Annotated in this window: 22 protein-coding genes; 14 read left to right on the top strand and 8 right to left on the bottom strand. The window is 71.9% G+C overall.

Going from position 1 to position 25803, the window contains the following annotated elements; all coding sequences use genetic code 11:
* Positions 1 to 427: 427 nt before the first annotated feature.
* Complete coding sequence (locus tag ACWEBX_RS07640) at positions 428 to 1294, top strand: alpha/beta fold hydrolase (protein WP_451883979.1); 867 nt, start codon at positions 428 to 430, stop codon at positions 1292 to 1294.
* 179 nt (positions 1295 to 1473) lie between these two features.
* On the opposite strand, the gene ACWEBX_RS07635 is transcribed toward ACWEBX_RS07640, so the two are convergent.
* The 3 genes from ACWEBX_RS07635 to ACWEBX_RS07625 are packed head-to-tail and all read right to left on the bottom strand — an operon-like array spanning position 1474 to position 4594.
* Positions 1474 to 3087, bottom strand: coding sequence for a transporter (locus tag ACWEBX_RS07635; protein ID WP_451883978.1), 1614 nt, complete (start codon positions 3085 to 3087; stop codon positions 1474 to 1476).
* Complete coding sequence (locus ACWEBX_RS07630) at positions 3084 to 3881, bottom strand: ABC transporter ATP-binding protein (protein WP_451883977.1); 798 nt, start codon at positions 3879 to 3881, stop codon at positions 3084 to 3086. Before ACWEBX_RS07630 ends, ACWEBX_RS07635 begins: the two co-directional genes overlap by 4 nt.
* Before the next feature lie 59 nt (positions 3882 to 3940).
* Positions 3941 to 4594, bottom strand: coding sequence for a bifunctional DNA primase/polymerase (locus tag ACWEBX_RS07625; RefSeq protein WP_451883976.1), 654 nt, complete (start codon positions 4592 to 4594; stop codon positions 3941 to 3943).
* Between the two features lie 304 nt (positions 4595 to 4898).
* Between ACWEBX_RS07625 and ACWEBX_RS07620 the strand changes: the two genes are divergently transcribed.
* Both ACWEBX_RS07620 and ACWEBX_RS07615 read left to right on the top strand, forming a co-directional pair.
* Positions 4899 to 6284, top strand: coding sequence for a transcriptional regulator (locus tag ACWEBX_RS07620; RefSeq protein WP_451883975.1), 1386 nt, complete (start codon positions 4899 to 4901; stop codon positions 6282 to 6284).
* A gap of 263 nt (positions 6285 to 6547) precedes the next feature.
* Positions 6548 to 8194: a hypothetical protein gene (locus tag ACWEBX_RS07615; protein ID WP_451883974.1), complete on the top strand. Its 1647-nt coding sequence runs from the start codon at positions 6548 to 6550 to the stop codon at positions 8192 to 8194.
* Between the two features lie 119 nt (positions 8195 to 8313).
* Here the strand turns inward: ACWEBX_RS07615 and ACWEBX_RS07610 are convergent, their stop codons facing one another.
* Positions 8314 to 9612, bottom strand: coding sequence for an ABC transporter substrate-binding protein (locus tag ACWEBX_RS07610; protein ID WP_451883973.1), 1299 nt, complete (start codon positions 9610 to 9612; stop codon positions 8314 to 8316).
* Positions 9613 to 9729: 117 nt separating this feature from the next.
* On the opposite strand from ACWEBX_RS07610, the gene ACWEBX_RS07605 reads away from it, so the two are divergent.
* Positions 9730 to 10230, top strand: a complete 501-nt coding sequence (locus ACWEBX_RS07605; RefSeq protein WP_361678488.1) for an SCO4402 family protein — start codon at positions 9730 to 9732, stop codon at positions 10228 to 10230.
* 102 nt (positions 10231 to 10332) lie between these two features.
* Positions 10333 to 11217 (top strand): formyltetrahydrofolate deformylase, encoded by an 885-nt coding sequence (gene purU / locus ACWEBX_RS07600; RefSeq protein ID WP_451883972.1) that lies wholly within the window; start codon positions 10333 to 10335, stop codon positions 11215 to 11217.
* A gap of 81 nt (positions 11218 to 11298) precedes the next feature.
* Here purU and ACWEBX_RS07595 read toward each other — a convergent pair whose 3' ends face one another.
* Both ACWEBX_RS07595 and ACWEBX_RS07590 read right to left on the bottom strand, forming a co-directional pair.
* On the bottom strand, positions 11299 to 12591 hold the full coding sequence (locus ACWEBX_RS07595; RefSeq protein WP_451883986.1) for an MDMPI N domain containing protein: 1293 nt from the start codon (positions 12589 to 12591) through the stop codon (positions 11299 to 11301).
* Between the two features lie 119 nt (positions 12592 to 12710).
* Positions 12711 to 13292 carry a sigma-70 family RNA polymerase sigma factor gene (locus tag ACWEBX_RS07590; protein ID WP_451883971.1) on the bottom strand — a complete coding sequence of 194 codons (582 nt, stop codon included), beginning with the start codon at positions 13290 to 13292 and terminating at the stop codon, positions 12711 to 12713.
* A gap of 400 nt (positions 13293 to 13692) precedes the next feature.
* On the opposite strand from ACWEBX_RS07590, the gene ACWEBX_RS07585 reads away from it, so the two are divergent.
* Together ACWEBX_RS07585 and ACWEBX_RS07580 are read left to right on the top strand one after the other, a co-directional pair.
* On the top strand, positions 13693 to 14082 hold the full coding sequence (locus ACWEBX_RS07585) for an STAS domain-containing protein (RefSeq protein ID WP_451883970.1): 390 nt from the start codon (positions 13693 to 13695) through the stop codon (positions 14080 to 14082).
* A 252-nt stretch (positions 14083 to 14334) separates the two neighbouring features.
* On the top strand, positions 14335 to 14856 hold the full coding sequence (locus tag ACWEBX_RS07580) for an EF-hand domain-containing protein (RefSeq protein WP_451883969.1): 522 nt from the start codon (positions 14335 to 14337) through the stop codon (positions 14854 to 14856).
* A 96-nt stretch (positions 14857 to 14952) separates the two neighbouring features.
* Here the strand turns inward: ACWEBX_RS07580 and ACWEBX_RS07575 are convergent, their stop codons facing one another.
* Complete coding sequence (locus ACWEBX_RS07575) at positions 14953 to 16485, bottom strand: class I adenylate-forming enzyme family protein (protein WP_451883968.1); 1533 nt, start codon at positions 16483 to 16485, stop codon at positions 14953 to 14955.
* Positions 16486 to 16649: 164 nt separating this feature from the next.
* Here ACWEBX_RS07575 and ACWEBX_RS07570 point away from each other — a divergent pair, with 164 nt between their 5' ends.
* The 4 genes from ACWEBX_RS07570 to ACWEBX_RS07555 all read left to right on the top strand — a co-directional run bounded on the left by ACWEBX_RS07570 (position 16650) and on the right by ACWEBX_RS07555 (position 21009).
* Entirely contained in the window at positions 16650 to 17837 is a 1188-nt protein-coding gene (locus ACWEBX_RS07570) for an amidohydrolase family protein (RefSeq protein ID WP_451883967.1), read from the top strand.
* Positions 17837 to 18991 carry an acyl-CoA dehydrogenase gene (locus ACWEBX_RS07565; protein ID WP_451883966.1) on the top strand — a complete coding sequence of 385 codons (1155 nt, stop codon included), beginning with the start codon at positions 17837 to 17839 and terminating at the stop codon, positions 18989 to 18991. The genes ACWEBX_RS07570 and ACWEBX_RS07565 overlap by 1 nt, the downstream gene beginning before the upstream one ends.
* 9 nt (positions 18992 to 19000) lie before the next feature.
* Positions 19001 to 20068 carry an acyl-CoA dehydrogenase family protein gene (locus ACWEBX_RS07560; RefSeq protein ID WP_451883965.1) on the top strand — a complete coding sequence of 356 codons (1068 nt, stop codon included), beginning with the start codon at positions 19001 to 19003 and terminating at the stop codon, positions 20066 to 20068.
* A gap of 494 nt (positions 20069 to 20562) precedes the next feature.
* Entirely contained in the window at positions 20563 to 21009 is a 447-nt protein-coding gene (locus tag ACWEBX_RS07555; protein ID WP_355765406.1) for an ATP-binding protein, read from the top strand.
* A 513-nt stretch (positions 21010 to 21522) separates the two neighbouring features.
* Here the strand turns inward: ACWEBX_RS07555 and ACWEBX_RS07550 are convergent.
* Entirely contained in the window at positions 21523 to 22458 is a 936-nt protein-coding gene (locus ACWEBX_RS07550) for a cyclase family protein (protein WP_451883964.1), read from the bottom strand.
* A gap of 96 nt (positions 22459 to 22554) precedes the next feature.
* Between ACWEBX_RS07550 and ACWEBX_RS07545 the strand changes: the two genes are divergently transcribed.
* The 3 genes from ACWEBX_RS07545 to ACWEBX_RS07535 all read left to right on the top strand — a co-directional run bounded on the left by ACWEBX_RS07545 (position 22555) and on the right by ACWEBX_RS07535 (position 25798).
* Entirely contained in the window at positions 22555 to 23466 is a 912-nt protein-coding gene (locus ACWEBX_RS07545; RefSeq protein ID WP_384792607.1) for an SDR family oxidoreductase, read from the top strand.
* A gap of 45 nt (positions 23467 to 23511) precedes the next feature.
* Complete coding sequence (locus tag ACWEBX_RS07540) at positions 23512 to 24684, top strand: acyl-CoA dehydrogenase family protein (protein WP_451883963.1); 1173 nt, start codon at positions 23512 to 23514, stop codon at positions 24682 to 24684.
* A 64-nt stretch (positions 24685 to 24748) separates the two neighbouring features.
* Positions 24749 to 25798: an alcohol dehydrogenase catalytic domain-containing protein gene (locus ACWEBX_RS07535; protein WP_451883962.1), complete on the top strand. Its 1050-nt coding sequence runs from the start codon at positions 24749 to 24751 to the stop codon at positions 25796 to 25798.
* Positions 25799 to 25803 lie beyond the last annotated feature (5 nt).

Raw genomic sequence — 25803 nt, 5'->3', positions numbered from 1 at the left:
CGACCGCGTCCTGCGACACCGTCACCTAGGACGGCGATACACCGACGGGGAGCGCACGGGACCACACGATGTCGAGCGGCTCCGCCATCTTCGCCTTTCGGCGCCGGGGCCTGTCCTCCCCTGTGCTGACCCGGAGCCCCGAGCTCCCAGGGTCATTCCCTTCGGACCGTTTTCCCCGAGCGGTCCGCCTCCCGCAGGAGATCTCCCCCGGGCGACGACGGTCAATCCTGGTGGGCGGTCACTCGAACGAGGGGTGTTGCGGCCGGAAAGGCCAGTTTCGAATCCCCATTCGATAACGTGGCGATGTGGCGGAGTGCGCGAGGGCATCGACCCGCACACGGAAGAGCGGCAGAAAGCGGTACGAGTGGACCGGCCGGGAAGAGCGGGAGCGAGCGGGTCCGAGCGAGCCAGGGGGGTGCCATTACCGATGGTGCGGCGCATCGACGTGACAGGAGCGGGCGGTGTACGCCTTGCCGCATGGGAGTACGCCGACCCTCCCAAGAATGACCAGCCGAAGGCGTCCGAGGCGCCCGGCGTGCTGTTACTGCACGGCCTCATGGGCCGCGCCTCGCACTGGGCGTCCACCGCCCGCTGGCTCTCCGAGCGGCACCGCGCCATCGCCCTCGACCAGCGCGGTCACGGCCAGAGCGACAAGGCCCCGGAGGCCGCGTACACCCGCGAGGCCTACGTCGAGGACGCCGAAGCCGCCCTCGACCAGCTCGGCCTCGGACCGGCCGTCGTCGTCGGCCACGCGATGGGCGCGCTGACCGGCTGGCAGCTCGCCGCCAAGCGCCCCGATCTCGTCCGGGCCCTGATCATCTGCGACATGCGGGCCTCGGCGCTCGGCTCCGCCTCCCAGCGTGAATGGGAGGATTGGTTCAAGGCCTGGCCCGTCCCCTTCGCCACACTCGCCGACGTACGGAAGTGGTTCGGCGAGGACGATCCCTGGGTGGAGCGCCCACATCCCTCCCGCGGCGAGTTCTACGCCGAGGTGATGCACGAGTCGTCCGACGGCTGGCGCCCCGTCTTCGAACCCGAACAGATGCTCAAGTCCCGCCAGACATGGGTGTACGACGCCCACTGGGAGGAGCTCGCCCAGGTCCGGTGCCCCGCCCTGGTCGTCCGCGGCCTCGACGGCGAACTCGGCCGGGCCGAGTCCCAGGAGATGGTCCGGGTCCTGCCGCGCGGCCAGTACGCCGAGGTCGCGGACGCCGGCCACCTCGTGCACTACGACCAGCCCGAGGCATGGCGCGCCGCGATCGAGCCGTTCCTGGACGGAGTGCTCACCGGCTAGTGCCGGCGCCGTCCGGACGCGTCACAAGGTGATCACAAAGCTTCACTGGATCTTCATATTCCGTTCATGTGCGGTGCCCAATAGTGCTGCGGCGCGGTGTGCCGTCCCGGCCGCTCAGCTCACCTCTCAGGGGGACGCGCACCGCAACGCCGCACGAGCACCGGTGGCTGCCCGCCCGTTCACCCCTTGCTGACCGCCGTCAGGATCTCCGGCAGCCGCCCCGCCGTCCGGGGCGCCGCGAGCTTGAGCCCCAGCAGCGTGATCAGCGCCCCGTAGACGGCGCCCACGGGCAGCAGCAGCCAGGTCCAGCGGTCGCCGTCGGCGCTCACGTTCAGCCAGATCGTCAGGGCGATGACGGGAGAGGCGAGCAGGGCGGCCGAGATCAGACCGCCGAAGATCGCGATCCAGGCGAGACCGGCCTGACCGGGCGCCACGTTCTTGTAGCCCTCCTGGGGGATGGAGTACGGGAAGCGCGCCGAGGACCAGGCGCCGGTCGCCAGCATCGCGCCGAGCAGCGCGAAGGACAGGCCGAGCACCTCGGGCAGCTTCCCCCACGCGCCGAGCAGTCCGGTCGTCACGGTGGTCACGAGCGTCGCGTACGGCAGGGTGATCAACAGCAGGGCCAGCGCCCGCCCGCGCAGTTCGACGTACGCGTCGCGGGTCGAGGAAATCGTCAGCGCCACCATCCAGAACGCGGACGTGTCCTGCCCGAACTGGTTGTACATCTGGATCCCGAGCATCCCGGCCGCGAAGCACGCGAAATACACCGAGCCGGTGCCCTGGAGCGCGTTGAACACCGGCACGATCAGCCCGATGGCCAGCGAGGTCACCCAGGCGGCCTTGGTCTTCGGATCGCGCCACACGTACCGCAGGCTGCGCTCCATGACCGTGCCGGTGCGTCCGGCCGGCAGCAGCCGGGCGAGCCCCGAAGGGCCGCGCTCCTTGGCGGCGGGTTCCGCGGCCTGGAGCGTGGACCCGTCGGGCGAGGTCATCAGCCGCGTCAGATGACGGGACCAGAGCGCCAGCAGCCCCGCCAAGGCGGCCGCGCACAGCGCGAGCTGGACCGTTCCTGCCCCGTACGCCCCGTCGCTCACCGAGTCCACGGCACCGATCGCCGACGCGGGCGGGATCCAGCGCAGCACGTCCGTCACCGGGTCCAGTGCCGACAGCCCGCCCGCCGAACCGAGCCGCTGCGCGCCGAAGTTGACGAGCTGGGCGCCGACCGCGACGACCAGTCCGCTGAGCACCGCCAGATCGCGGCCCTTGCGGCTGGACAGCAGCCGGATGTTGGCGGCCGCGACGGCCCGCGCGAGGGCCACGCAGACCAGCAGGGCGAGTACGAGGGCGACCACCGCCGTCGCGTACGCGGCCGCCCCGTGCGCGACCGCGATCACCGAACCGAGCAGCAGGCAGAACGTGAAGAGCGGCCCGATACCGACCAGGGAGGCCGCCAGCAGCGCCCGGACGAGCGGCCGCGGCCGCAGCGGCAGCATCACGAGCCGCGTCGGATCGAGTGTCTCGTCGCCGCTGGGGAAGAACAGCGGCATCACCGTCCAGCCGAGCGCCAGGACCGCCACGAGAAGGACGCCGACGGCGGTGGCGTGCTCGTTGCCGCGCAGTGCGATCAGGCCGATCAGCTGGAGCGCGGCGAAGAGCAGCACGAGCACCGTGGAGGCGATGAACGCGGCCCGCCGCCCGGCGGACTGCCGCAGGCCGTTGCGCAGGAGCGACAGCTTCAGCCGGACGACGACGGGGGTGATCGACGCGGCGGAGACGCCGGTGCCGGCGCTCATCGGGGCGTCCCGCCGCCCAGCCAGTCCAGATCGGCCGTGGGGCCGCGGCCGTGCGCGCCGACCAGTTCCAGGAAGGCCTGCTGGAGCGAGGGTGCGCCACCGCGTACCTCGGCGAGCGGACCGTGCGCGCGGATGCGCCCGGCGGCCATGACGGCGACCCAGTCGCACAGCGACTCGACCAGCTCCATCACATGGGAGGAGAAGACGACGGTGGCGCCGGACGCGGTGTACCGCTCCAGGACGCCCCGGATGGTCTGCGCGGAGACCGGGTCCACGCCCTCGAACGGCTCGTCCAGGAAGAGGACTTCGGGGTTGTGCAGGAGCGCGCAGGCCAGGCCGATCTTCTTGCGCATGCCCGTCGAGTAGTCGACGACGAGTTTGTGCTGGGCGCCCGCGAGGTCGAGGACGTCGAGGAGCTGGGTGGCGCGCTTGTCGACCTCGGCGCCGGGCAGCCCCCTCAGCCGGCCGGTGTAGCCGAGCAGTTCGCGTCCGGAGAGCCGCTCGAAGAGCCGGAGCCCCTCGGGCAGCACGCCGATCCGGGCCTTCACCTCCGCCGGGTCGCTCCAGACGTCGTGACCGACGACCTCGACCGTGCCCTGATCGGGCCTGAGCAGCCCGGTCACCATCGACAGGGTGGTGGTCTTGCCGGCGCCGTTCGGCCCGACGAGCCCGATGAACTGTCCCGCGGGAAGCTCCAGATCGATCCCGGCCACGGCGACCTGCTCACCGAACCGCTTCCAGAGCCCCCGCACACGCACGGCGGGCACGCCGCCGCCCTTCGCTCCCTCGCTCATACAGGCACCCTAAGGGCCCCCGGCCGCCCGGTACCGGTCCCCTCCGCGTCCCGGTCGATCTAACGATCCCGTCCGCAGGCGTAGGCCAGCGGGGAGATCAGCTCCTCCGCGTCCGGCAGCCAGCGGTTCGCGGGCGTCGGCCGGCAGGCCCACTGCACGGCGCCCCGGGATCCGACCCGGGTCGGCGGCGCGGCCACGTAGGCGCCCTCGCCGAGCACGGTCAGATCGAGCGAGGCGGGCGGCCAGCCCAGCGCCCGCACCAGGTCGGGGACCTTCGCCGCGGCTCCGGGGAGCACGAAGAAGTGCATGCGGCGGTCCGGGGTGCACGTCACCGGCCCGAGGGTGAGCTCCATCCGCCGCATTCGGGCGAGCGCCAGGAACCCGGCCGTCTCGGGCACGTCGATCGCGTCGAACGTACGCCCCGTGGGCAGCAGGATCGACGCCTCCGGCCGCACCGACCAGAACCGCCGCGCGACGGTCGCGCTGCCCGTGGCCTGGGCCGCCCAGTCCTCGCGCGCCGGATGCGCGCCGGGCGCGGCACAGGCGGGTTCACCGCAGGAGCAGAGCTGCACTCCGCCCGCCGTCACCAGCCAGGTGCCCGGGAACACGTCCCAGTGGCGTTCCTCGGCATAGCGCACCGCGGTTTCCGGCAGCGATTCGCCACGCTGCCGGGGAATGTGCGCGGACTCGGTTCCTGTGATGATCTCTTCCACGCCGATCTCAACTTCCGCGTCAGCCCAGGGTTACGGGGACACGCGCGCGGGGGAGGAGCATCGGTTCCCCGGCTGGGGCGCATGGATGCACGTGTGGGGGCGCGCGGGGGCAGCGGCAGCCGGTAGCGGGTAATCAGGGGTGGGGTCGGGCGACCGCCCTTACCCCGGCAATCCTCACATGTCTCGCATCTTCGGCATGTCTGCGGGGCATTGATCTTTCTGGCCGGCCTCCTTCGGTGCACCGGCCGGTGAGGACACGTCAACTCGGTGCGTGGGCAGGCACCGCAGCCACAGGGGGTACGCCATGGCCGCAAGGCCTCTCATCGCCAGGCAGCCGAACGAACGGCTCCAGGCACTCATCCAGGAAGCGGGCTGCTCGAACGCCGGGCTGGCCCGCCGAGTGAACATGTGCGGAGCGGAGCACGGACTCGATCTGCGCTACGACAAGACGTCGGTCGCGCGCTGGCTGCGCGGGCAGCAGCCCCGGGGGCGGGCTCCGGCGATCATCGCCGAGGCGCTCGGCCGCAAGCTCGGCAGGACGGTCACGATCGACGAGATCGGCATGGCCAACGGCAAGAACCTGGCGTCCGGCGTGGGTCTCCAGTTCTCGCCGACGATACTGGGCGCGATCGAGCAGGTCTGCGAGCTGTGGCGCAGCGACGTGGGGCGACGGGACTTCCTGTCCGGGTCGTCCGTCGCCGCCTCCGCGCTCGTCGAGCCGAGCCGCGACTGGCTGATCTCCTCGCCGGACTCGCAGGTGGCCCGGTCGGCGGGCCCGCGCGTCGGGCCCTCGGACGTGGCGGCGGTCCGCGCGATGACCCAGGCCCTGACCGACCTGGACCACCAGTACGGCAGCGGGCATGTGCGCCCGGTGGTCGTGCACTACCTGAACAGTGTGGTCTCCGGGCTGCTCGCCGGTTCCTACCGCGAGGCGGTCGGACGTGAACTGTTCGCCGCCGTCTCCCGGTTGACGGAACTCGCCGGCTACATGGCCATCGACACCGGCCAGCCCGGGCTCGCCCAGCGCTACTACATCCAGGCGCTGCGGCTCGCGCAGGCGGCCGGCGACCGGGCCTACGGCGGATACGTCCTCGCCGCGTCCATGAGCCATCTGGCCGCCCAGCTCGGCAACCCGCGCGAGATCGCGCAGTTGGCGCGCGCGGCCCAGGAAGGGGCGCGCGGCCGGGTGACACCGCGGGCGGAGTCGATGTTCCACGCCGCCGAGGCGCGCGGGCACGCGCTCATGGGCGACGCGCGCGCCGCGCAGGTGGCGTCCGGGAGGGCCGTCACGGCCCTGGAGAACGCGGACGCGGCCTCCGGGGACGACCCGACGTGGATCGCGCACTTCGACGAGGCCTATCTGGCGGACGAGTTGGCCCACTGTCACCGGGACCTCGGCCAGGCCGAGGCCGCCGCGCGGTGCGCCGAGGAGTCCCTGGCCGGTCTTCCCGAGTCGCGTGCCCGCCGCCGGGCCATCGGCTATGTCCTGCTCGCCACGGCACAGGTCCAGCAGCGCGAGGTGGAACAGGCCTGCCACACCGGTCTGCGCGCCGTCGAACTCCTCGGCACACTCCGCTCCAACCGCGGTGCCGAGTACCTGGAGGACCTTCAGCAGCGCCTGGCACCGTTCCAGGACGAGGCCGTGGTGCGGGAGTTCGGGGCGCGCATGGAGCTGCAGGCGGCAGCGTGACCCTACGCCGGCGCGGGGTGTGATCATTTCGCTTCGCGATCTTCCGGGCTCGGGTCCGTGAACATATGGCCCGTAGAGGAGTGAACGCCGGGAAAACGAGGGCGCTGTGGGGGAGGGGAGTGAGATACAGCGCATTCGGGGGCGGTTTCGTTACCCGCGTCACAAGGCGCCGCGGTCACCGCAGGTGCTGCGTGGCACCGGGTTGTGGGGACCCGGTAGCGTGAGCCGATGATTCCGAAGGTCCCCCATTCGTAGGAGTCCCGGTGACGCAGAGTGGACAGGGCGAGGAGCCCTCGGCGCGGCCCGCGCGCGAAGGCATCGTGCTGCCCTCCGACGGTAGCGAACCCCTGCTGCCGGGCACGACGGGTGACCGTGTGACCCCGGCCAGTGGTCCGGCCTGGGGTGGGCAGTGGGGCCCCGACCAGTCGGCCGCCCCTGCCCCGCAGGCCGCCGACGGCTGGGGCGCGCCCGCGAACGCCGATCCGTCGTGGGGTGCCCCCACGCCTCCCGGGGCCCAGGGCTGGCCGGCGGCGGACCCGCACGGCGCACAGCAGGCGCACGGCTTCGGCGCGCCCGGATCCGGCTCCGCACCGCTGCCGCCCGAGAGCGCGCCGTCCTCGGCGTACGGCGCCCAGAACGGCTATGCGCCGGGGGCGCACGGCTCGGGCGCCCCGGGATACGACGGCTATGGCGCCTACGGGATCCAGGAGCAGCAGGGCGGGCACGCCGGCCACGGGACCCAGCTCCCGTCCGGCGGCGAGGACGGCGCCACCCAGTACATTCCGTACATACCGGCCGCCCCGGGTGCCGACGACGGGGCGACGCAGTTCATACCGCCGGTCCCCGCCGCGGACGAGGGCGCCACCCAGTTCATCCCGCCGGTCGGGCCGGGCGCCCTGCCGCCGGAGGTCGCGGCCGGCATCCCGCACTACCCGGGGCAGACCGCGCGGGGCGGCTCGGACGCCGACGCCACGCAGTACATCCCGCCCGTCCCCGCGCAGCCCTCGGGGTCCTACGGGATGTCCTCCGGCGCGCCCGAGGAGCGGCAGCCCCCGGCGGAGTTCGACAATCTCTTCCGCAGCGAGCCAGAGGTGGCCGGGGCGACGCAGATGCTGCCCCGTATCGACGCGGGCGGCCCGCAGGATCCGTACGGCCCGCAGGACCCTTACGGGCCGGGTGACCGGTACGGCGCCCAGCCGGTTCCCGGCGGCGGACGTGCCGCCGGGCGGCGTGGCGGTCAGTCCGGCGGTGACGGGGGCGGCGGTGGCCGCAGCGGCTCGCGCGTCCCGCTGATCGCGGCGGTCGGCGTCGGCATCATCGTGCTCGGTGTGGGCGCCGGTGCCCTGCTCAGCGGTGGCGGCGGTGGCGACGACGGCAAGGACGACACCGGCAAGACGGTGGCCGCGACCGCGCCCGCGACGGCGGGTTCGTCGGCGCCCGCCGGTGCCGATCCGGTGAAGGCGCAGGCCGTCGAACTGGACAAGCTTCTCGCGGACAGCGCCAGCAGCCGCGACTCGGTGATCAACGCCGTGGCGAACGTGAAGGCGTGCGGCGACCTCGACCAGGCGGCCGGTGATCTGCGGGACGCGGCCAAGCAGCGCGGCGAGCTGGTCACCCGGCTCGCCGGCCTCTCGGTCGACAAGCTGCCGAACCACGACGAGCTGAGCGCCGCCCTCAACAGCGGCTGGAAGGCCTCCGCCGCGGCCGACAACCACTACGCGGCCTGGGCCGACCAGGTCAAGAACGACAAGAAGGGCTGCCGCAAGGGCCATGCCCGCACCACCGGGCAGACCCAGGCGGGCGACCGGGCCAGCGGCACGGCCTCCGCGCAGAAGGGGCAGGCCGCGACGCTGTGGAACTCCATCGCGTCGAAGTACGGCCTGACGCAGCGGGCCCGCACCCAGCTCTGACCGCGTAGACCGGCTCCGGCCGCGTAGACCGGCTCCGACCACGCACGAAAGCCCGGCCCCCGCACCGAACGGCGAGGGGGCCGGGCTTTCGTCGTGAGCGGTGTCCCGCCTCCGGCCGGCTAGTCCTCCCCGGCGAGGGTCTTCGTCATGTTGACGAACCCCTTGCGCTGCGAGGTGAGCTGACCGCCGCGGACGGCCTGGAACGTGACGTCGGCGTTGACCAGGCGCGGGAAGTCGGCGGCGGTGCTGTCCGCGTCGAAGCGCCAGCTCAGCGTCGGGGTGAGCCCGCCCGTTTCCACCTTGAGGCCGTTGTCGAGTTCGCGCCGGAGGGTGAGGGGCGAGACCTCTCCCGCACCGAGGGACTCGATGGCCTTCTTCAGCACGGTGTAGGCGATCCAGGTGGTCTGCACCCCGGCGTCGGCGGGGTCGATCCGGTTGTCGCCGAAGGCCTGTTCCTTGATCACCGCGCGCATCGGGTTCCAGCGCGAGTCGTCGGAGGTCGGGTACCAGCCGGTGACGTACGAACCCTCGTAGGGGCCCGACTTGCCGCCGGTGGCGTCGATGAGCGACTGGTCGACGTTGCCGATGACCGTACCGGTGTGCACCTTCGGGAAGTCCTCGGCGTCGCGCCGGAAGGAGTCCATGAAGGTGTTCGTGCGGTCGCCGAGCGCGGGGACCACACAGCCCGGCCTGCTCGGGTCGGACGTCGCGTGCTTGAGCGCCTGCTGGGTCGGCAGGGAGTACTCGGTGGCGTCCTCGGCCGCCCGCTGGTCCGCGGCCCTGGAGTGGCCCAGCGCCTTCAGGCCGGAGTCGAGCAGCACCGGCAGCTCGTCACCGGCGATGGTGTCGGGGCGTATGAGCGAGACAGGGCCGCAGTTCTTGCCGAGCTGCTCGCCGAGGCCCGCCAGCAGGACTCCCTGACCGCCGTTGACGGGGTAGGAGACGGGGCTGGTGAACTCGTCGTCGGTGACCCCGAAGCCCCCGATGTAGGGGATGCCCGCGCTCTCCAGCGGGGCGAGGAACGCCCGGCTGTGCTGGCTGTAGGAGCCCACGACCGCGACGACGTCCTCGTCGGCGGCCCGCTCGGCGCAGTGCGCGGCGTCGACCGAGTCGTTGTGGTCGTTGCAGGTGAGGACCTCAAGACGACGGCCGTTGATGCCGCCGTGGGCGTTGACCCAGCGTGCGTAGGCCTTCGCCAGGGCCGGCATTCCGGGCTTGTTCGTCGCGTTGGTCTTCTCGGGGGCCCAGGTCATCACCTTCACGGGGCCATCCCCGGAGCCCCCCGTGGCACCAGGGATGACCCCGCATCCGACGGCGACCGACGCGCACGCTACGAGAGCGCTCGCGTACAGCAGCTTGGCCTTGCGGGGCCGGGGCGGGGTGGGGGAGATGGTGCGAGTGCGTCGCCTACCGGTCATGGGCACGCACGATTCCGTCACACGAAAAATATTTGTGTGACCCGCGGTCGACACCAGGTGACGCAGAGGTGAATTACAGGGGGCGATGAACTGTTTTTCACAAGGAACGTACGATCGATGACCGTGCAAGACTCGGAGAACTCTTCCCGCCGCGGCCGTCGCTCATCCACCATGGGCGGCATGCCACTGAACGACATGCCCTGGTGGCGCTGGCGCAGCAATGTGCGCTCCGCGCTGCACATGCTTTCCGACCCCGCGTTCCAGAGAGACGTCTGGCTCGCCGGCGTCGACGGATACGGCGACGTCACCGACGCCGTGTACCGCCTGGTCGAGGACACCTGGCTGGACAACTGGTCGGCCGAGAAATACGTCGGCACGATCTTCCGGGACTCCCAGGAGGCGGCCCTCGTGGACAGTGCCGTCCTGCGGGTCCTGCGGATCATGCACCAGGTCGGACCCGACGCGCCGGTCTCCGCCTATCTCGACCACCAGGGCTGGCCGGACGCCCTGCAGGCCGCGCGCGCCGCGCACGTACGGCTGGCGTCGAGCGACGGAGAGGACCCGGACGCGCCTCCGCGCACCCTGGAGGTCCTGCGCATTCTGACGCGGTCGGCGTAGGTCCCGCGCGGCGTTCCGACACCGTCGGCGCGGGGCCCGTGCGGCGTCCGCGTGGCGGGACGGCCCTCCTGCGCGGGTGCCTGGTATGAAAGCCTGTCCCGCATGAATGAGCCGTCCGTCCGCGAGACCGTGCCGTCCGCCGAGCAGTACGTCCTGACGCTGTCCTGCCCCGACAAGCAGGGCATCGTGCACGCCGTGTCGAGCTACTTGTTCATGACCGGCTGCAACATCGAGGACAGCCAGCAGTTCGGCGACCACGACACGGGTCTGTTCTTCATGCGCGTCCACTTCTCCGCCGAGTCCCCGGTGACTGTGGAGAAACTGCGTGCGAGTTTCACAGCGATCGGCGACGCCTTCCACATGGAGTGGCAGATCCACCGGGCCGAGGACCGGATGCGGGTCGTCCTCATGGTCAGCAAGTTCGGCCACTGCCTGAACGACCTGCTCTTCCGCGCGCGGATCGGCGCTCTGCCCGTCGACATCGCCGCCGTGGTCTCCAACCACACCGACTTCGCGGAGCTGGTGGGGTCGTACGACGTTCCCTTCCACCACATCGCGGTGACGAAGGACACGAAGGCCGACGCCGAGGCGCAGTTGCTGGAGCTGGTGCGCGAGAAGGGCGTCGAGCTGGTCGTCCTCGCCCGCTACATGCAGGTCCTCTCGGACGACCTGTGCAAGCAGCTCAGCGGACGCATCATCAACATCCATCACTCCTTCCTGCCGAGCTTCAAGGGCGCCAAGCCGTATCACCAGGCACACGCTCGCGGGGTCAAGCTCATCGGCGCCACGGCGCACTACGTCACCGCCGACCTCGACGAGGGCCCGATCATCGAGCAGGAGGTCGAGCGGGTCGGCCACGACGTCACCCCCGACCAGCTCGTCGCCATCGGCCGTGACGTGGAGTGCCAGGCGCTCGCCCGCGCCGTGAAGTGGCACGCGGAGCGCCGCATCCTGCGCAACGGACGCCGCACGGTCGTCTTCGCCTGACTTCCGGGCTGCCTGACCGCCGGGCCGCTCGGCGTTCCGGCCGCCTCGCGATCGGGCCCGCCCGACTTCCGGGCGGCCGGATCACATCCGGCTCAGCGAAGCCGCCGCGGACAGGACGTCCCTGATGACGTCGCGGTCGCCGTCCTGTCCGGCGGCCGCCTCCTCCGGGGAGACATGGCCCGCGGCCAGGCGGCAGAACTCCACCCCGTCCAGCGCGACATGGGCCACCTCGTGGTCGGCGGAGCCGACGGCGCCGGGCGAGTCGAGCGGGATGAGCCACTCACCGCCCCCGGAGCCCTCGATCTCCAGGCGCAGACTGCGTCCCGGAGCGCCGGCCGTGACGAGATGCCGGACCGACCGGGCCGACAGCCCGGCCCGGCGCCGCTCGGCGAGGGAGACGGGCAGCATCCGCGCGGCCAGGTCGATCATCCGGTGCAGATGCCGGGGAGCGGGCGGCTCGTACGGGTAGTCCACCGCGTCGGCGATGTCCCCAGCGTGCACCCAGCACTCGAAGGCCCGGTCCAGCATCGAGTCGCTGAGCGGCAGCTCGAAACCGCCGTACGCCACGGTGAGCCGCCCGGAGGCCTCCCCGCCCGCGACCCCGCCCGCGGCGGGGACGCCCTCCTCCACGAACGACACGCTCCGGACGATGCGGTGGCTCTGTTCCCGCCAGGGGACGCGCACGGACCGGGTGGGCGGGACGCGCGAGGAACGCCAGTACGCTTCGGTGCGCTCCTGCGGGGTCGGGCGCTCCTCTCCGGCCGTGCCGACGGGGTCGTCCAGCCCCAGTGCGACGGCGACCAGTCCGTCGACGCTCAGCAGATGGGCGATGACCCCGGCGACGGTCGTACGACGGCTCACGGGTCCGTCGCCCTCGAACCAGCGCAGCCGCACGGGCGCGTGCCATTCGGAGCCGCCGATGTCCTGGAGCAGGGCGTCGAGACGGGCGGTCTCCGCGTCGTACGGAGCGGCCCACTCGGGTACCGGGATGCGCGGCGGGCGCCGGTCCAGGCAGTTCGTCAGGACGCGGGTGCGCAGCGCCGGGTCGAGGTCGAGGCTCTCCGCCGGGTGCAGCAGCCCGACCGCCTCGCGCAGCCGCAGCGCCTCCTCCGCGCACGAGCCGCAGTGCCCGAGGTGGTCCTCGACGGCAGTCGTCTCGTCCGCCGAGCAGGCGGCCAGGGCCCAGGCCCCCAGCAGCGACTTCAGGACCCGGTGTTCGAGGACCGGCGGTGCCGGACGGTCGGTGCCGGCCGGTTCGGGCAGCGGCAGCCCGGTGTCCTCCACGGAGGTGCGGGGCGGCGGTATGCGTGGCGGCCCGCCCGGCAGCGGCCCGGCGCCACCGCCGTCGGCGTCCTCGTGCCCGTCCTCGTGCATGCCGCTGTGCCCGTCCTCGTTCTCGTCCGTGGTCCCGTGCCCGTCCCTGTGACCGTCCTCGTACCCGCCCGCGCGGCCCTCCCCGTCGTCGGGCGACGGGAACCGGCCAGGTTCCTCGCTCACCGCGCACCCCCGGGTTCCGGCGGTGTGCCGGCCGGCCCGGCGTCATGGGCGGTGGACAGCAACTGGAGGCCGAGGCGCAGCCGGCGGCGGGCCTCGTCCTCGGTGACGCCGAGGTCGGCGGCCGCCTGGCGGTAGTCGCGGCGCTGGAAGTACGCCAGTTCCAGGGCGGTCCGCAGTGGGGTGGGCATGGACGTGACGATGTAGTCCGCGCGGGCGGCGACGGACGCGCTGCGCACCTTGCGCTCCAGCTCCTCGGCGGTGCCGTCGCCTCCGAGGGCGAGGGCGGCGGCCTCGGTCGTGCGCAGGCGCTGCACGGCCAGGCGGTGGGTCAGGGTGGCGACCCAGGAACGCAGCGGACCCTGCTTCGGGTCGTACGCGTCGGGGTTCTCCCAGACGTGGGTGAAGACCTCGCGGGTGATCCCGTCGGCGGCCCGCTCGTCCCCGAGCACGCGATGGGCGAGACCGTGCACGAGCGAGGCGAACCGGTCGTAGAGCTCGCCGAGTGCGGCGGCCTCCCCGCGCGAGAGCCGCTGCTGCATCTTGCGGTCCCAGCGGGGCGGTGCGTCCTGCGTCGCCATACGGCCCCCTCACCCCTGGTCGTGCCCGGCGCCCGTCCCTGCGTCCGGCCTGTGTGCCGGTCGTGTCCCCTGTCGCTGTCCAGCCATGCGGTGCTGCCGTCCAGCCTGTGCGCATCCGCTGTCCTGAATGTAGTCGGCACGTCCGGCGACGCACGCCCCTTTGCGTCAATGTGCGCCCCTGGGCGGGCGGTGGATGGTAGAGGCGCGCCACTTCCGCCCCCGTGCCTGACCGTAACTGGCCGTATGCGACCGAAAGAGAACCCTCGTGAAGCACTTTCGACCGTAGACAGACGTTTCTTCCTGGCGGGATCCGTGTTTCATGGAACTACGGCGGGGCAGCCGCGCTGGAAGGAAGCGTACGGAGTGCTTCCGTTTCTGCTGGGCGAGGCGAGCGAAAGGCGTGGCGGTGACGCTCGAAGTGACGCACGTGACCGACGTGACCGACGGCGAGTGGGCCGTGCTGCGGGTGTCGGGCGAACTCGATCTCGTGACGTCGCCGGGGCTGCGGCAGAGCGTCCACGACGTGGTGGCCGCGGGCCGGCACAGCATCGTCCTGGACCTGTCCGAGGTCGTGTTCTGCGACTCCAGCGGCGTCGGCGTCCTGATCGCGGCCCGTCGCCTCATGCGCTCCTGCCGCGGGCGTCTGCGCCTGATACTGCCCGCGCGGGGCGCGGTCGACGGCTCCCATGTCAACCGCGTCCTCGGGGCCCTCGGCGTGCGCCGGCTGTTCGACGTGTACCCGGACGTCGGCGCGGCCACGGACGAGGAGTCCCGCCCGCTGTCGGCCTGAGGGCCCGGTCACGACCGCTCGGTTCGACGGCCCCGGCGACGGCCGCTTCCCGCCCCGTCGCGCCCCCGCCCGCCCCGTTCCGGTCCTTTTCCGGTCCCGTCCCGGTCCCTTTCTCGTGTCTCGGAATTCTTGCGGTCTTGGTACAACCGTCGCTTTCCGGCACCCCGGACGGTTCGGTCGTCGTACGCTCCGTCCCAGATGAACCGCAGTCCGGCCGAGGCCGGCTGAGTAGTGAGGCGGTCCGACAACACCATGGTCAGTTCCGAGTACGAGCGCAGGATCGCCGCCCGGTTCGCCGGCTTCGACCAGGACGGCAACGGCTACATCGACCGGGAGGACTTCAGCGCCGCGGCCAAGTCCGTGCTCGCCGAGTTCGGCACGACCGCACGGTCGGACAGGGGCCAGGCCCTCTACATCGGGGCCGAGGCGTTCTGGCAGGGCATGGCCGGGATAGCGGACCGTGACGGCGACCAGCGGATCACGCGCGAGGAGTTCGTGAGCGGCGCCGTGAAGCGGCTGCGCGACAACCCCGAGCGGTTCGCCGAGATCGCCCGTCCCTTCCTGCACGCGGCCCTCGCCGTGGCGGACACCGAACGGGCCGGCGCGGCCACGGTCGGGGAGGTCACGCGCGTCCTCAGGGCGCTGGGAGTGGGCGAGAGCGTCGCCGCCGGCGTGGCGGCCGCCCTGGACTCGGACGCCGACGGGCGGATCGGCGAGACGGAGATCGTGAGCGGGTTCGCCCGCTACTTCACGGTGCCGGACCAGCCGGAGTAGCCGCACCACCCAGCCCACCCGGTGCGGCCGCAGTAGCCGGTCCACCCGGACCAGCCCCAGCGGCTCGGGTGGCCCGAGCGGTCCGGCGCGGGGGGATCACCCCGAGAAGCGCTCCCTGAGCCGGTACTTGAGCACCTTCCGCAGCGTCTCGTTGCGCGGAAGGGCGTCCACGACCTCCAGTTGCTCCGGCAGCTTGTGCACGGACAGCCCTTCCCCGCGCAGGTACGACGTCACCGCGGCCAGCGTCAGCTCCGGCGCGTCCGGCGGCTGCTCCACCACCGCGCACACGCGCTCCCCGCGCTCGGCGTCGGGCAGTCCGATCACGGCGGCGTCGCCGACCGCCGGGTGCCGGTGCAGCAGATCCTCGATCTCCTTCGCGGAGATGTTCTCGCCCTTGCGGATGATGATGTCCTTCACCCGGCCGGTCAGGACGAGGTGACCGCTCCCGGTCAGATGCCCCACGTCCCCGGTGATCAGGAACCCGTCCCCGTCGAACGCCTCCGCGGTCTGCGCCGGGTCCAGATATCCCTGGCACACGGCCTCCCCCCTCAGCCGCACGTCACCGTCGGCCCCGCACGGCCGGTCGGCGCCCGCCGCGTCCACGATCCGTATCTCCATGCCCTCGGGGGGCCTGCCCTCCGTGGTGGCCAGGTTCTCGGCCGTGTCGTCCGGTGCGCCCATCGTGATCATCGGGACCTCGGTCATCCCGTACCCGTGGGTGAGCTGCACGCCCATCTCCCGGACGACCGAGTGATAGACCTCGGGCGGCTTCGGGGCCCCGCCGCCCGCGAGCAGCCGCAGCGTGGGAATGACCGGCTCCCCGGGCCGCTTGCGCTGTTCGGCGAGGAACATCGAGTAGAACGCGGTCGACCCGCCCGCCACCGTCACGCCGTGCCTGCGGTACTCCTCCAGGGCGGCGGGCAGCGCGAAGTGCTCGAACATCACGGCCGGGAAGCCGTACAGCAGCAGCATCACCGTGTAGTCGGGACCGGCGATGTGCGCGTACGGGAAGGCCATCGAGCCGACGTCGCCCTCGGACAGCCGCAACGCGTGGGCGAGGCAGGAGCCGCCCGCGATCAGTGAACGGTCGGTGTGCAGCACGCCCTTGGGGTCGGAAGTGGTGCCCGAGGTCCAGTAGATCCAGCGGACGGAGGTCCCGTCGGCGGGCGGGGGCGGAAGGACGGCGGGATCGCCGTCGGGCAGCGTGTCGTACACCTCGAAGACGTTCTTCGCGTCGAGCCGGTGGGCCATCGCGGTGTGGTCGAAGCCGCGCCACTCGCCCGGGACGGCGACGTACTCGGCCTTCGACTCCCGCAGCGCGAAGCCGACCTCGCGGTCGCGGTAGAAGGGGATGACCGGCGACTGCACGGCGCCGATACGGGCCAGCGCGAAGGACAGCAGGGCGGTCTCGATCCGGGTGGGCAACTGCCAGGCGACCACCGTGCCCGGCCGTACGCCCTTGTCGTGGAGGCCCGCCGCCACCCGCTCGGCGCGGTCGCGCAGCTCGCCGAAGGTCAGGGAGCGGTCGCCCTGGAGCAGGACGGGCCGGTCGGGGGTGAGGCCGGCCCGGCGGTCGACCAGTTCCCACAGCGTGCGCGCGGAACTCAGGGCGTGTGCGGTGTCGTTCACTTCGACCCCCTGTGGTCGTTCTCTTCGACCCAATAGCTGACGGACAGTCAGATCGTGGCAGAGCGTAGGGCTCGGCGCCTTGTCGGTCCATAGGCGCGGGGCTAGCCTGCTGGTGGAATTGAATCTGACGGGTCATCAGAAACGTACGCCAGGCGGAGGGGACCATGACCGAACTGCCCCGCATCATCAGCGTCGACGACCATGTGATCGAGCCCGCGCACCTCTTCGAGACCTGGCTGCCGCGGAAGTACCACGACCGGGGACCGAGGCCGCTGACCGCCGGCATCGGTGAACTCGCCTACGTCGCCGGCAAGTACCAGATCACCATGGATCCGGACGGCCCGCCGACCGACTGGTGGATCTACGAGGACCTCAAGTTCCCGTACAAGCGCAACATCGCCGCCGTCGGCTTCGACCGCGACGAGATGACGCTGGAGGGCATCACCCGCGCGGAGATGCGGCGCGGCTGCTGGGACCCCGTCGAGCGGCTCAAGGACATGGATCTCAACCATGTCGAGGCCAGCCTCTGCTTTCCCACCTTCCCGCGCTTCTGCGGCCAGACCTTCGCCGAGGCCCACGACAAGGAAGTGGCCCTGGCCTGTGTGCGGGCGTACAACGACTGGATGGTCGAGGAGTGGTGCGGCGACAGCGGCGGCCGGCTGATCCCGCTGTGCCTCATCCCCCTGTGGGACATCGACCTCGCGGTCGCCGAGATCCGCCGCAACGCGGCCCGGGGCGTGAAGGCCGTCACCTTCTCGGAGATCCCCACGTATCTGGGGCTGCCCTCCATCCACTCCGGTCACTGGGACCCGTTCTTCGCGGTCTGCCAGGAGACCGGGACGGTCGTGAACATGCACATCGGCTCGTCCTCCCAGATGCCCGCCGCGTCCCCCGACGCGCCCCCCGCCGTCCAGGCCTCGCTGTCCTTCAACAACGCGATGGCCTCCATGATGGACTTCCTGTTCAGCGGCGTCCTGGTGAAGTTCCCGCGCCTCAAACTCGCCTACTCCGAGGGCCAGATGGGCTGGATCCCGTACGCCCTGGAACGCGCGGACGACGTCTGGTCGGAGCACCGCGCGTGGGGCGGGGTCAGGGACCTGATCCCGGAGCCCCCGTCGACGTACTACTACCGCCAGATCTTCTGCTGCTTCTTCCGCGACAAGCACGGAGTGGCGTCCCTCGACGTGGTGGGCCGCGACAACGCCACCTTCGAGACCGACTACCCGCACGTCGACTCGACCTTCCCGCACACCAAGGAGGTCGCCCTCGACCACGTGAAGGGCCTCGACGACGAGACCGTCCACAAGCTCATGCGGGGCAACGCCATCCGCATGCTGGACCTGGACCTGTAGTGGACCTGACGTACACCCCCGAGGAGGAGGAGTTCCGCGGGCGCCTGCGGACCTGGCTCGCCTCGGCCCTGCCGGCGCTGCCGCCGAAACCGTCCCCCCGCGACTGGCCCGCCAGGCGGGCGTACGACCTCGGCTGGCAGCGGATGCTGTACGACGCCGGGTACGCGGGCCTGCACTGGCCCGTCGACGCGGGCGGCCGGGGGGCCACGCCGACGCAGCACCTCATCTACCTGGAGGAGACCGAGAAGGCGGGCGCCCCCTATGTGGGGGCCAACTTCGTCGGGCTGCTGCACGCCGGACCGACCATCGCCTCCGAGGGGAGCGCGGAGCAGCGGGCGCGCTGGCTGCCGCCCGTGCTGCGCGGCGACGAGGTCTGGTGCCAGGGCTTCAGTGAACCGGACGCCGGCTCCGACCTCGCGTCGCTGCGCACGCGCGCGTGGCGCGACGGCGACGACTACGTCGTCAGCGGGTCCAAGATCTGGACCTCCCACGCCGAGGTGGCCGACTGGTGCGAGCTGCTGGTGCGGACGGACCCCGCCGCGCGCAAGCACCGGGGCATCACCTGGCTCGCGATGCCGATGGACGCGCCCGGCATCACCGTCCGCCCGCTGCGGACGCTCGCGGGTTCCACCGAGTTCGCGGAGGTCTTCCTCGACGAGGTGCGCGTCCCGGTCGCCAACCGGGTCGGCGCCGAGAACGACGGCTGGCGCGTGACCATGGTGACGCTCTCCTACGAGCGCGGCACCGCCTTCGTCGGCGAAGTCGTCGCCTGCCGCCGCGTCCTGTACGAGGTGGCGCGGGAGGCGCGCAAGAACGGCCGCTGGGACGACGCCGTCCTGCGCCGCCGGCTCGGCAGGCTGAACGCCGAGTTCCGCGCGCTGTGGCGGCTCACCCAGTGGAACGTCAGCGAGGCGCAGAGCACCAGGGGTGTGCCCGGCGTCGGCGGTTCGGTCTTCAAGCTGAGCTATTCGCACGCCCGTCAGGAGCTGTTCGAAGCCGCCGCGGAGGTTCTCGGCCCCGAGGCCCTGGACCTGGGACGGGAGTGGACGCTGGACCGGCTCTCGTCCCTGTCGTACACGATCGCGGCCGGCACCTCGCAGATCCAGCGGAACATCGTGGCCGAGCGGATCCTCGGCCTTCCCAGGGGGAGGTGAGTTCGACCGGTGGACTTCCGGCTGACGGATGATCAAAGGGCTCTGCGGCAGGGCGTACGCGAACTGCTCGAAGGCCGGTTCGGGCGGGAGGCGCTGCGCGCGGCCGTCGACCGGGCGGACGGGAAGGGCGCGGCGGGCGGGACGGAGGAGACCGGCGGGACAGGAGGGACCGGCAGGGCAGAAGAGACCGGCAGAGCAGAGGGGAAAGGCGGGACACAGGGGAAGGGCGGGATCGAAGGGGTGCGTGGGAGGCGTCCGGGGGGCGCCCGGGTGCTCGACCGGGAGCTGTGGCGCGAGCTGGGCGCCGCGGGGTTCTTCGCACTGCGTCTGCCCGAGGCCGAGGGCGGCGTCGGGCAGGGCCTCCCGGAGGCCGTGCTGGCCTTCGAGGAGGCGGGACGGGTCCTGCTGCCGGGACCGCTGATCTCCACCCATCTCGCCGCGGGCGCCGTGCCCGGAGCGGCCGCCGGGGACGTCGTCGTGACGTCCGCCGACGGGGGGCTCGTGGAATGGCTGGACGAGGCCGATGTCGTACGGGGCGACGCCACGGGGGCCGAGCGGCTGGACTCGGTGGACCCGCTGACGCCCCTGCACCGGCTGCCCGTGACCGACGGCCGGCCGGCCGGGCGCGGCGCACCCGGGACGGCCCCGGCGCCGGACAGGCTGCTCGTCTCGCTCCTCACCGCCGCCGAACAGCTCGGCAGCGCCGCCCGAACCTGCGAGACCGCCGTGCAACACGCCCGGACACGCGAACAGTTCGGGCAGCCCATCGGCGCCTTCCAGGCGGTGCAGCATCTGTGCGCGGGCATGCTCGCGCGGGTCGAGGTGGCCCGCGCGGCCGTCTATGCCGCCTCGGTCACCGGCGACCCGGCGGATGTCGCGGCGGCCCGTCTGCTCGCCGACGAGGCCGCCGTGCGCGGTGCCCGCGACTGTCTGCAGGTGCACGGCGGCATGGGCTTCACCTGGGAGTCCGACGTCCATCTGCACCTGAAGAGGGCGTGGACGCGGACGTATCGTGCCGGTGGCACTACGCAAAGTGAGGAAGAGCTGGCGGACGATCTGATGGTCGCCGAGGCGTAGCAGGCCGCTGTCCTGGGGTGTCACGGGAAGAACGGGGCTGGATGTCGCGGATCGTGGCAAACCGGGATCACGGAGTGTCGAGACCTGGTTGTGTCCTAGGCGTGACTTGTCACGGCCTGGAGTCGGCGCCGGGCTCCGGTACCTTGTGTGGGATGCGAGTGGTTCTGAGGCTGAGCCATCCCGGTGTTGCCCCCGAGGCCGCGCCGGACCCGGCGATGCGCGCCGCTCGCGGGGCAGTGCGGACCCCCGTACCTGCCTGTTCGACTCCCCGTGGCGAGCGTCGCACAGTATGCCGCACGCGTACTCCTTCGCGCTGGAATATGCCCGAAGCGCTTGTTGGGGTGACTGTACGTCAACCATGCTGTCTCGCAAGGGAATCACGTTCCGTGATCCTTGTTCTGGCCATGCAGAAAATGGCTACGATCGTGGCCCTTGTGAGGCGCGAGGCGATGTGTCCGCCGGTTCGGATGGTGTGAGCGGTGCAGGTGCTTCAAGTGCAGCTGGAGATCCGGCCCGACCCCGCAGAGGTGGGGCGAGCCCGGCGGTGGGCCCGTTCGAGGCTCGCGGGGTCCGGGATAGACGCCGATGAACCACTGGCCGAGACGCTGATCCTGCTCGTCTCGGAACTTGTCACCAACGCCGTGGTGCACACCGGGTGTCCGGCCGTGCTGCGCCTGTGTCTGCCGGGTGGTGCCGGAGCCGCCACCGTGCGTCTCGAAGTGGCCGACTCCAGCGCCAGGCCGCCGATGCCCCGCCATGCCGACGGTGACGAGACCAACGGCCGAGGCCTGGAACTGGTCGACGGCCTCGCGGACCGCTGGGGCTGGAATCCCGAGGGTGCCGGCAAGCGCATCTGGTGCGAGCTGGACCGCTGCGCCTCGGACGCCGCGCAGGACTCCCCTTACGGCGCCTACGGCGGCTTCGCGTACGAGGCGGTCTAGGGCCGGTCCGTCCGGCCCCCTTCCTCGCCGTCGCCGTCGCCATCGCCGTGCCGTGCGGCCGGGGTCGGCGAGGTGGTCCGTCCTCCTCGCGCGCGTCTCGCGTTGTGTGCATGTATGCACGAAAGCGCTGTACACGGCCGCGGTAGTGGCCGAATGCGCCGGGTCGTGCTTCCGTACGCGCTGTCTCAAATAGGATGAAACGCTATAAATCCCCGATCGACTGTTGACGTGGCGTGTCCGTTTGATCACGCTTATGTTCAGCGATTCGCCGCGAGGGGACGACGAGGGTTCCGGTGACGGGGGCCCTCGGCGAGTGTGGGTCGTGATTCGGCGTCGGCTCCCCCACGGGCGGGGGAGGTAGGGCGGGTACGCCGGAGGCGGATGGCGGCGCGCGGTGCCGTGCCCGGGGTGAGGTGGGGACCTTCGGCCGGGCGCAGTCGAGAGTGGGGGAAGCGCGCCGCCAGTCGGCCCTCGTACGGCAGGCCCGTGGGCCGCTCTCGCGCGGACCGGGTGTCAGAGGATCGCCACGGGTGCCACCGGTGTGCCGGTGCCGCCGACGAACGGTTCCGGCATCGCCGACAGCAGGAAGGCGTACCGGCCTTCTTGTCCACAGGCTGTGGACAACTCTTCGAGATTCCAGTTCTGGCCCTGCAGCATCCCCATCTCGACCAGGTCGAGCGCGTGCACGGGCAGCCACAGGTCCTCGATCTCGGGCGGGAAGATCTCGAAGGTCAGGGTGTCGTTGGCGACGGCCGCGACATCGCGCGCGTGGAACCACTCGGGGGTGCGCACCGACAGGCCCGGCGACGGATACCCGTACCCGTGCTTGTCGCCCGCCAGATACACCTGGATCTGCCCGGTCCGTACGAGCACGATGTCGCCCGCCCTCACCCGCGTGCCCGCCAACTCCTCCGCCGCCTCGAGGTCTTCGGGGGTGACGGCGTGCCCGCCGGCCAGCCGGTGTTCGCCGCGCGCCCGCGCCACGTCGAGCAGGACGCCCCGCGAGACGATGTGCCGCGGCTTGTCGATCCCGCTGAACTCGGCGCCGCCGTGCGGGGTGACGGTGGAGGCGGGGCGTCCGTTGTAGAGCCTGCCGGAGTGCGAGACGTGCGGCAGCGCGTCCCAGTGGGTGGCCGCCTGGAGGCCCATGGTCACGGCGTCGTCGCTGCACGCCACCGTGCCGGGGCCGAAGATCTCCTGGTTGATCTGCACCATCGCGTGCAGCGGATTGACCCGCCCCGGGATCATCCCGGTCTGCACGCCGTCCTGCCGGAGCGGCAGGGCGAGCGGCACGCGGAGCCCCGTCCGTACGGTCGCGGCGGCTTCCCGCACGACCTCGTCGGTGACGAGGTTCAGCGTCCCGATCTCGTCGTCGGCGCCCCAGCGCCCCCAGTTGTTGACGCGCTTGGCGATCTCGTGGAACTCCGGATGGAGCGCCGACTGCGACATGAGTCCTCCCCGGGGGCTTGTCTCCAGGTATCCGACGGGCCGTAGAATCCGAGTTGAATCTAACGGACCGTCAGAAACTGCGGGAAGGGGCCGGGCATGGGGAACTTCCTTGCGGGCAAGGCCGTCGCCGTCACGGGCGCGGGCCGGGGGATAGGCCGGGCGGTCGCCCTCGCCGCGGCCGCCGAGGGCGCGCGCGTCGTCGTCAACGACTACGGCGTGTCCGTCGAGGGCGGCGAGCCCACGAGTTCCGTCGCCGAGACCGTCGTCAAGGAGATCGAGGCGGCCGGCGGGGAGGCGGTCGCGGTCGCCGACGACATCTCGACGATGGCGGGCGGGCAGCGCGTCGTCGACACCGCGCTCGCCTCGTACGGACGGATCGACGGAGTGGTGTGCGTGGCCGGCATCCTGCGCGAGCGGATGCTCTTCAACATGTCCGAGCAGGAGTGGGACCCGGTCGTCGCCACCCATCTCAAGGGCACGTTCACGCTCTTCCGCGCCGCCTCGGCGGTGATGCGCAAACAGGGCTCGGGCACCCTGATCGGCTTCACCAGCGGCAATCACCAGGGGTCGGTGGCGCAGGCCAACTACAGCGCGGCGAAGGGCGGGATCATCTCGCTGGTGCGCAGCGCGGCCCTCGGCCTGCACAAGTACGGGGTCACCGCGAACGCCGTCGCGCCCGTCGCCCGTACGCGCATGTCGGCGAACGTACCGATGGAGCTGAAGGAGATCGGCGAACCGGAGGACGTGGCCGCGCTCGTGGTCTACCTGCTGTCGGACCGGGCCCGCGAGGAGCGCATCACCGGGCAGGTCTACACGATCGCCGGACCCAAGATCGCCGTATGGGCCCAGCCGCGCGAACTGCGCGCCGGATACGCCGAGGGCGCCTGGACCCCGGAGAAGATCGCCGACTTCCTGCCCGGGACCGTCGGCGTCGATCCGATGCCGCTGCTCGAGCAGCTCGAGGCGATGGCAAGGGCGGCCGCGGACAAGGCGCGCCCCAACGCGTGACCGTTCCCGGTCCCGGTGCCCCGGGTCCGGTGGGGAGGAGAGCGCGTGGATTTCGCATTCGGTCCCGAGGACGAGGCCTTCCGGCGCGAGGCGCGGGCCTGGCTGGAGGAGCACCTGGCCGGCACCCCCGGGCGCCGCGACTGGGAGCGGGAACTCGGGAAGGCCGGCTGGATCGGCCTCGGCTGGGCGGAGGACGGGTACGGCAACCGGCGCGCGGACCTGACCCGGCAGGTCGTGTGGGCCGAGGAGTACGCCCGCTCCGGGGCGCCCGCCCGCTCCGGGCACATCGGCGAGAACCTGCTGGCGCCGACGCTCATCGCGCACGGGACACCGGAACAGAAGCGCCGCTTCCTGCCGCCGGTCGCCGAGGGCCGGGAGCTGTGGTGCCAGGGGTACAGCGAGCCCGGCGCGGGCTCGGACCTGGCCGGAGTCCGCACGACCGCCGTACCGGACACGGGGGCCGGGTCCCCGGGGGTGTACCGGGTCACGGGGCAGAAGATCTGGACCTCGCTCGCCCACGAGGCCGACTGGTGCTTCGTGCTCGCCCGCACCGAACCGGGGTCCGTCCGCCACCACGGGCTGTCCTTCCTCCTCGTCGCCATGGACCAGCCCGGCCGCGTCGAGGTCCGTCCGATCCGCCAGCTCACGGGCACGAGCGACTTCAACGAGGTCTTCTTCGACGGGGCGGTGGCGCGGGCCGGGCACGTGGTCGGCGGCGAGGGCGAGGGCTGGAAGGTCGCCATGAGCCTGCTCGGCTTCGAGCGCGGGGTCTCCACGCTCGCCCAGCAGATCGGCTTCGCCGAGGAGTTGGGGCGGGTGCTGCGCGCGGCCGTCGCCACGGGAGCGGCCCGGGATCCCGTCGTACGCGACCGGCTCGTGCGGCTCTGGGCCGAGCTGCGCACGATGCGGTGGAACGCCCTGCGCACCCTGGACGGTCCGGGGAGCGCCCAGGGACCGGGTGCGCCGAGTGCGGCCAAGCTGCTGTGGGGCGGCTGGCACCGGCGGCTCGGTGAGGTGGCGGTCCAGGTGCGGGGGGCCGCGGCGGCGGTGGGTCCGCGGGACTGGTCGGCCGCGCTGCCCTACGAACTGGACGCCTCCCAGCACCTGTTCCTCTTCAGCCGGGCCGACACGATCTACGGCGGCTCGGACGAGATCCAGCGCACGATCATCGCCGAGCGCGCGCTCGGCCTGCCGAAGGAGCCCCGGGGCCGGTCCTGACCGGCCCCGGAACCAACAGCCCAGGAACAGCCCGGGGCGGCCCGGGAAGAGGGGAGCCGGCGCGATGCGAGGCGTGATCTTCGACGGGAGAAGGACCCGGGTCGTGGACGACCTGGAGGTACGGGATCCAGGACCCGGAGAGGTACGGGTGGCGATCTCCGCGGCGGGGCTCTGTCACAGCGATCTGTCCGTGGTGGACGGGACCATCCCCTTCCCCGTCCCTGTGGTGCTCGGCCATGAGGGCGCGGGCGTGGTGGAGTCCGTGGGTGTGGGCGTCACCCATGTCGGGCTTGGCGACCATGTGGCGCTGTCCACCCTCGCCAACTGCGGGACCTGCGCCGAGTGCGACCGGGGACGGCCCACGATGTGCCGCAAGGCGATCGGCATGCCGCAGCGGCCGTTCGCGCGCGGGGGCGAGCCGCTCTACCAGTTCGCCGCCAACTCGGCCTTCGCGGAACGCACGGTGGTGAAGGCGGTGCAGGCGGTCCGGATCCCGAAGGACATCCCGCTGACCTCGGCCGCGCTGATCGGCTGCGGGGTGCTGACGGGTGTCGGAGCGGTCCTGAACCGGGCCGGGGTCGACCGCGGCGACACCGTCCTGGTCATCGGCACGGGCGGCATCGGTCTCAACGTCATCCAGGGCGCCCGGCTCGCGGGCGCGCTGCGGATCGTCGCCGTCGACTCCAATCCGGCCAAGGAGTCCGCGGCCCGGCAGTTCGGCGCGACGCACTTCCTGACGTCGGTGGACGGGCTGAAGGACATCCTGCCCACCGGCGCCCAGCACGCCTTCGAATGCGTCGGCCGCGTCGAACTCATCCGCCAGGCCGTCGACGCTCTCGACCGGCACGGCCAGGCCATCCTGCTCGGCGTCCCCCCGGCGACGGCCGAGGCGTCCTTCCTGGTCTCCTCGATGTACCTCGACAAGTCCATCCTCGGCTGCCGCTACGGCTCGTCCCGGCCCCAGCGGGACATCGCCCTGTACGCCGAGCTCTACCGCGAAGGCCGCTTGCTCCTCGACGAGTTGGTGACGGCGATGTATCCGGTCGAGGACTTCGAGCGGGCGGCCGAGGACGCGCACGCGGGGAAGGTGGCGAGGGCGGTGCTGACGTTCTAGGACAC

The organism is Streptomyces sp. NPDC005070 (genome assembly GCF_053600395.1).
Note: the sequence above shows the minus strand (reverse complement) of the source record. Positions and strands in the feature narration are given on the sequence as shown.

Coding starts and splice junctions, on each gene's coding strand:
- ACWEBX_RS07640 (WP_451883979.1), top strand. CDS start 428: ATGGTGCGGCGCATCGACGTGACAGGAGCGGGCGGTGTACGCCTTGCC.
- ACWEBX_RS07635 (WP_451883978.1), bottom strand. CDS start 3,087: ATGAGCGCCGGCACCGGCGTCTCCGCCGCGTCGATCACCCCCGTCGTC.
- ACWEBX_RS07630 (WP_451883977.1), bottom strand. CDS start 3,881: ATGAGCGAGGGAGCGAAGGGCGGCGGCGTGCCCGCCGTGCGTGTGCGG.
- ACWEBX_RS07620 (WP_451883975.1), top strand. CDS start 4,899: ATGGCCGCAAGGCCTCTCATCGCCAGGCAGCCGAACGAACGGCTCCAG.
- ACWEBX_RS07610 (WP_451883973.1), bottom strand. CDS start 9,612: ATGACCGGTAGGCGACGCACTCGCACCATCTCCCCCACCCCGCCCCGG.
- ACWEBX_RS07605 (WP_361678488.1), top strand. CDS start 9,730: ATGACCGTGCAAGACTCGGAGAACTCTTCCCGCCGCGGCCGTCGCTCA.
- purU (WP_451883972.1), top strand. CDS start 10,333: ATGAATGAGCCGTCCGTCCGCGAGACCGTGCCGTCCGCCGAGCAGTAC.
- ACWEBX_RS07595 (WP_451883986.1), bottom strand. CDS start 12,591: ATGCACGAGGACGGGCACGAGGACGCCGACGGCGGTGGCGCCGGGCCG.
- ACWEBX_RS07590 (WP_451883971.1), bottom strand. CDS start 13,292: ATGGCGACGCAGGACGCACCGCCCCGCTGGGACCGCAAGATGCAGCAG.
- ACWEBX_RS07580 (WP_451883969.1), top strand. CDS start 14,335: ATGGTCAGTTCCGAGTACGAGCGCAGGATCGCCGCCCGGTTCGCCGGC.
- ACWEBX_RS07570 (WP_451883967.1), top strand. CDS start 16,650: ATGACCGAACTGCCCCGCATCATCAGCGTCGACGACCATGTGATCGAG.
- ACWEBX_RS07550 (WP_451883964.1), bottom strand. CDS start 22,458: ATGTCGCAGTCGGCGCTCCATCCGGAGTTCCACGAGATCGCCAAGCGC.
- ACWEBX_RS07545 (WP_384792607.1), top strand. CDS start 22,555: ATGGGGAACTTCCTTGCGGGCAAGGCCGTCGCCGTCACGGGCGCGGGC.
- ACWEBX_RS07535 (WP_451883962.1), top strand. CDS start 24,749: ATGCGAGGCGTGATCTTCGACGGGAGAAGGACCCGGGTCGTGGACGAC.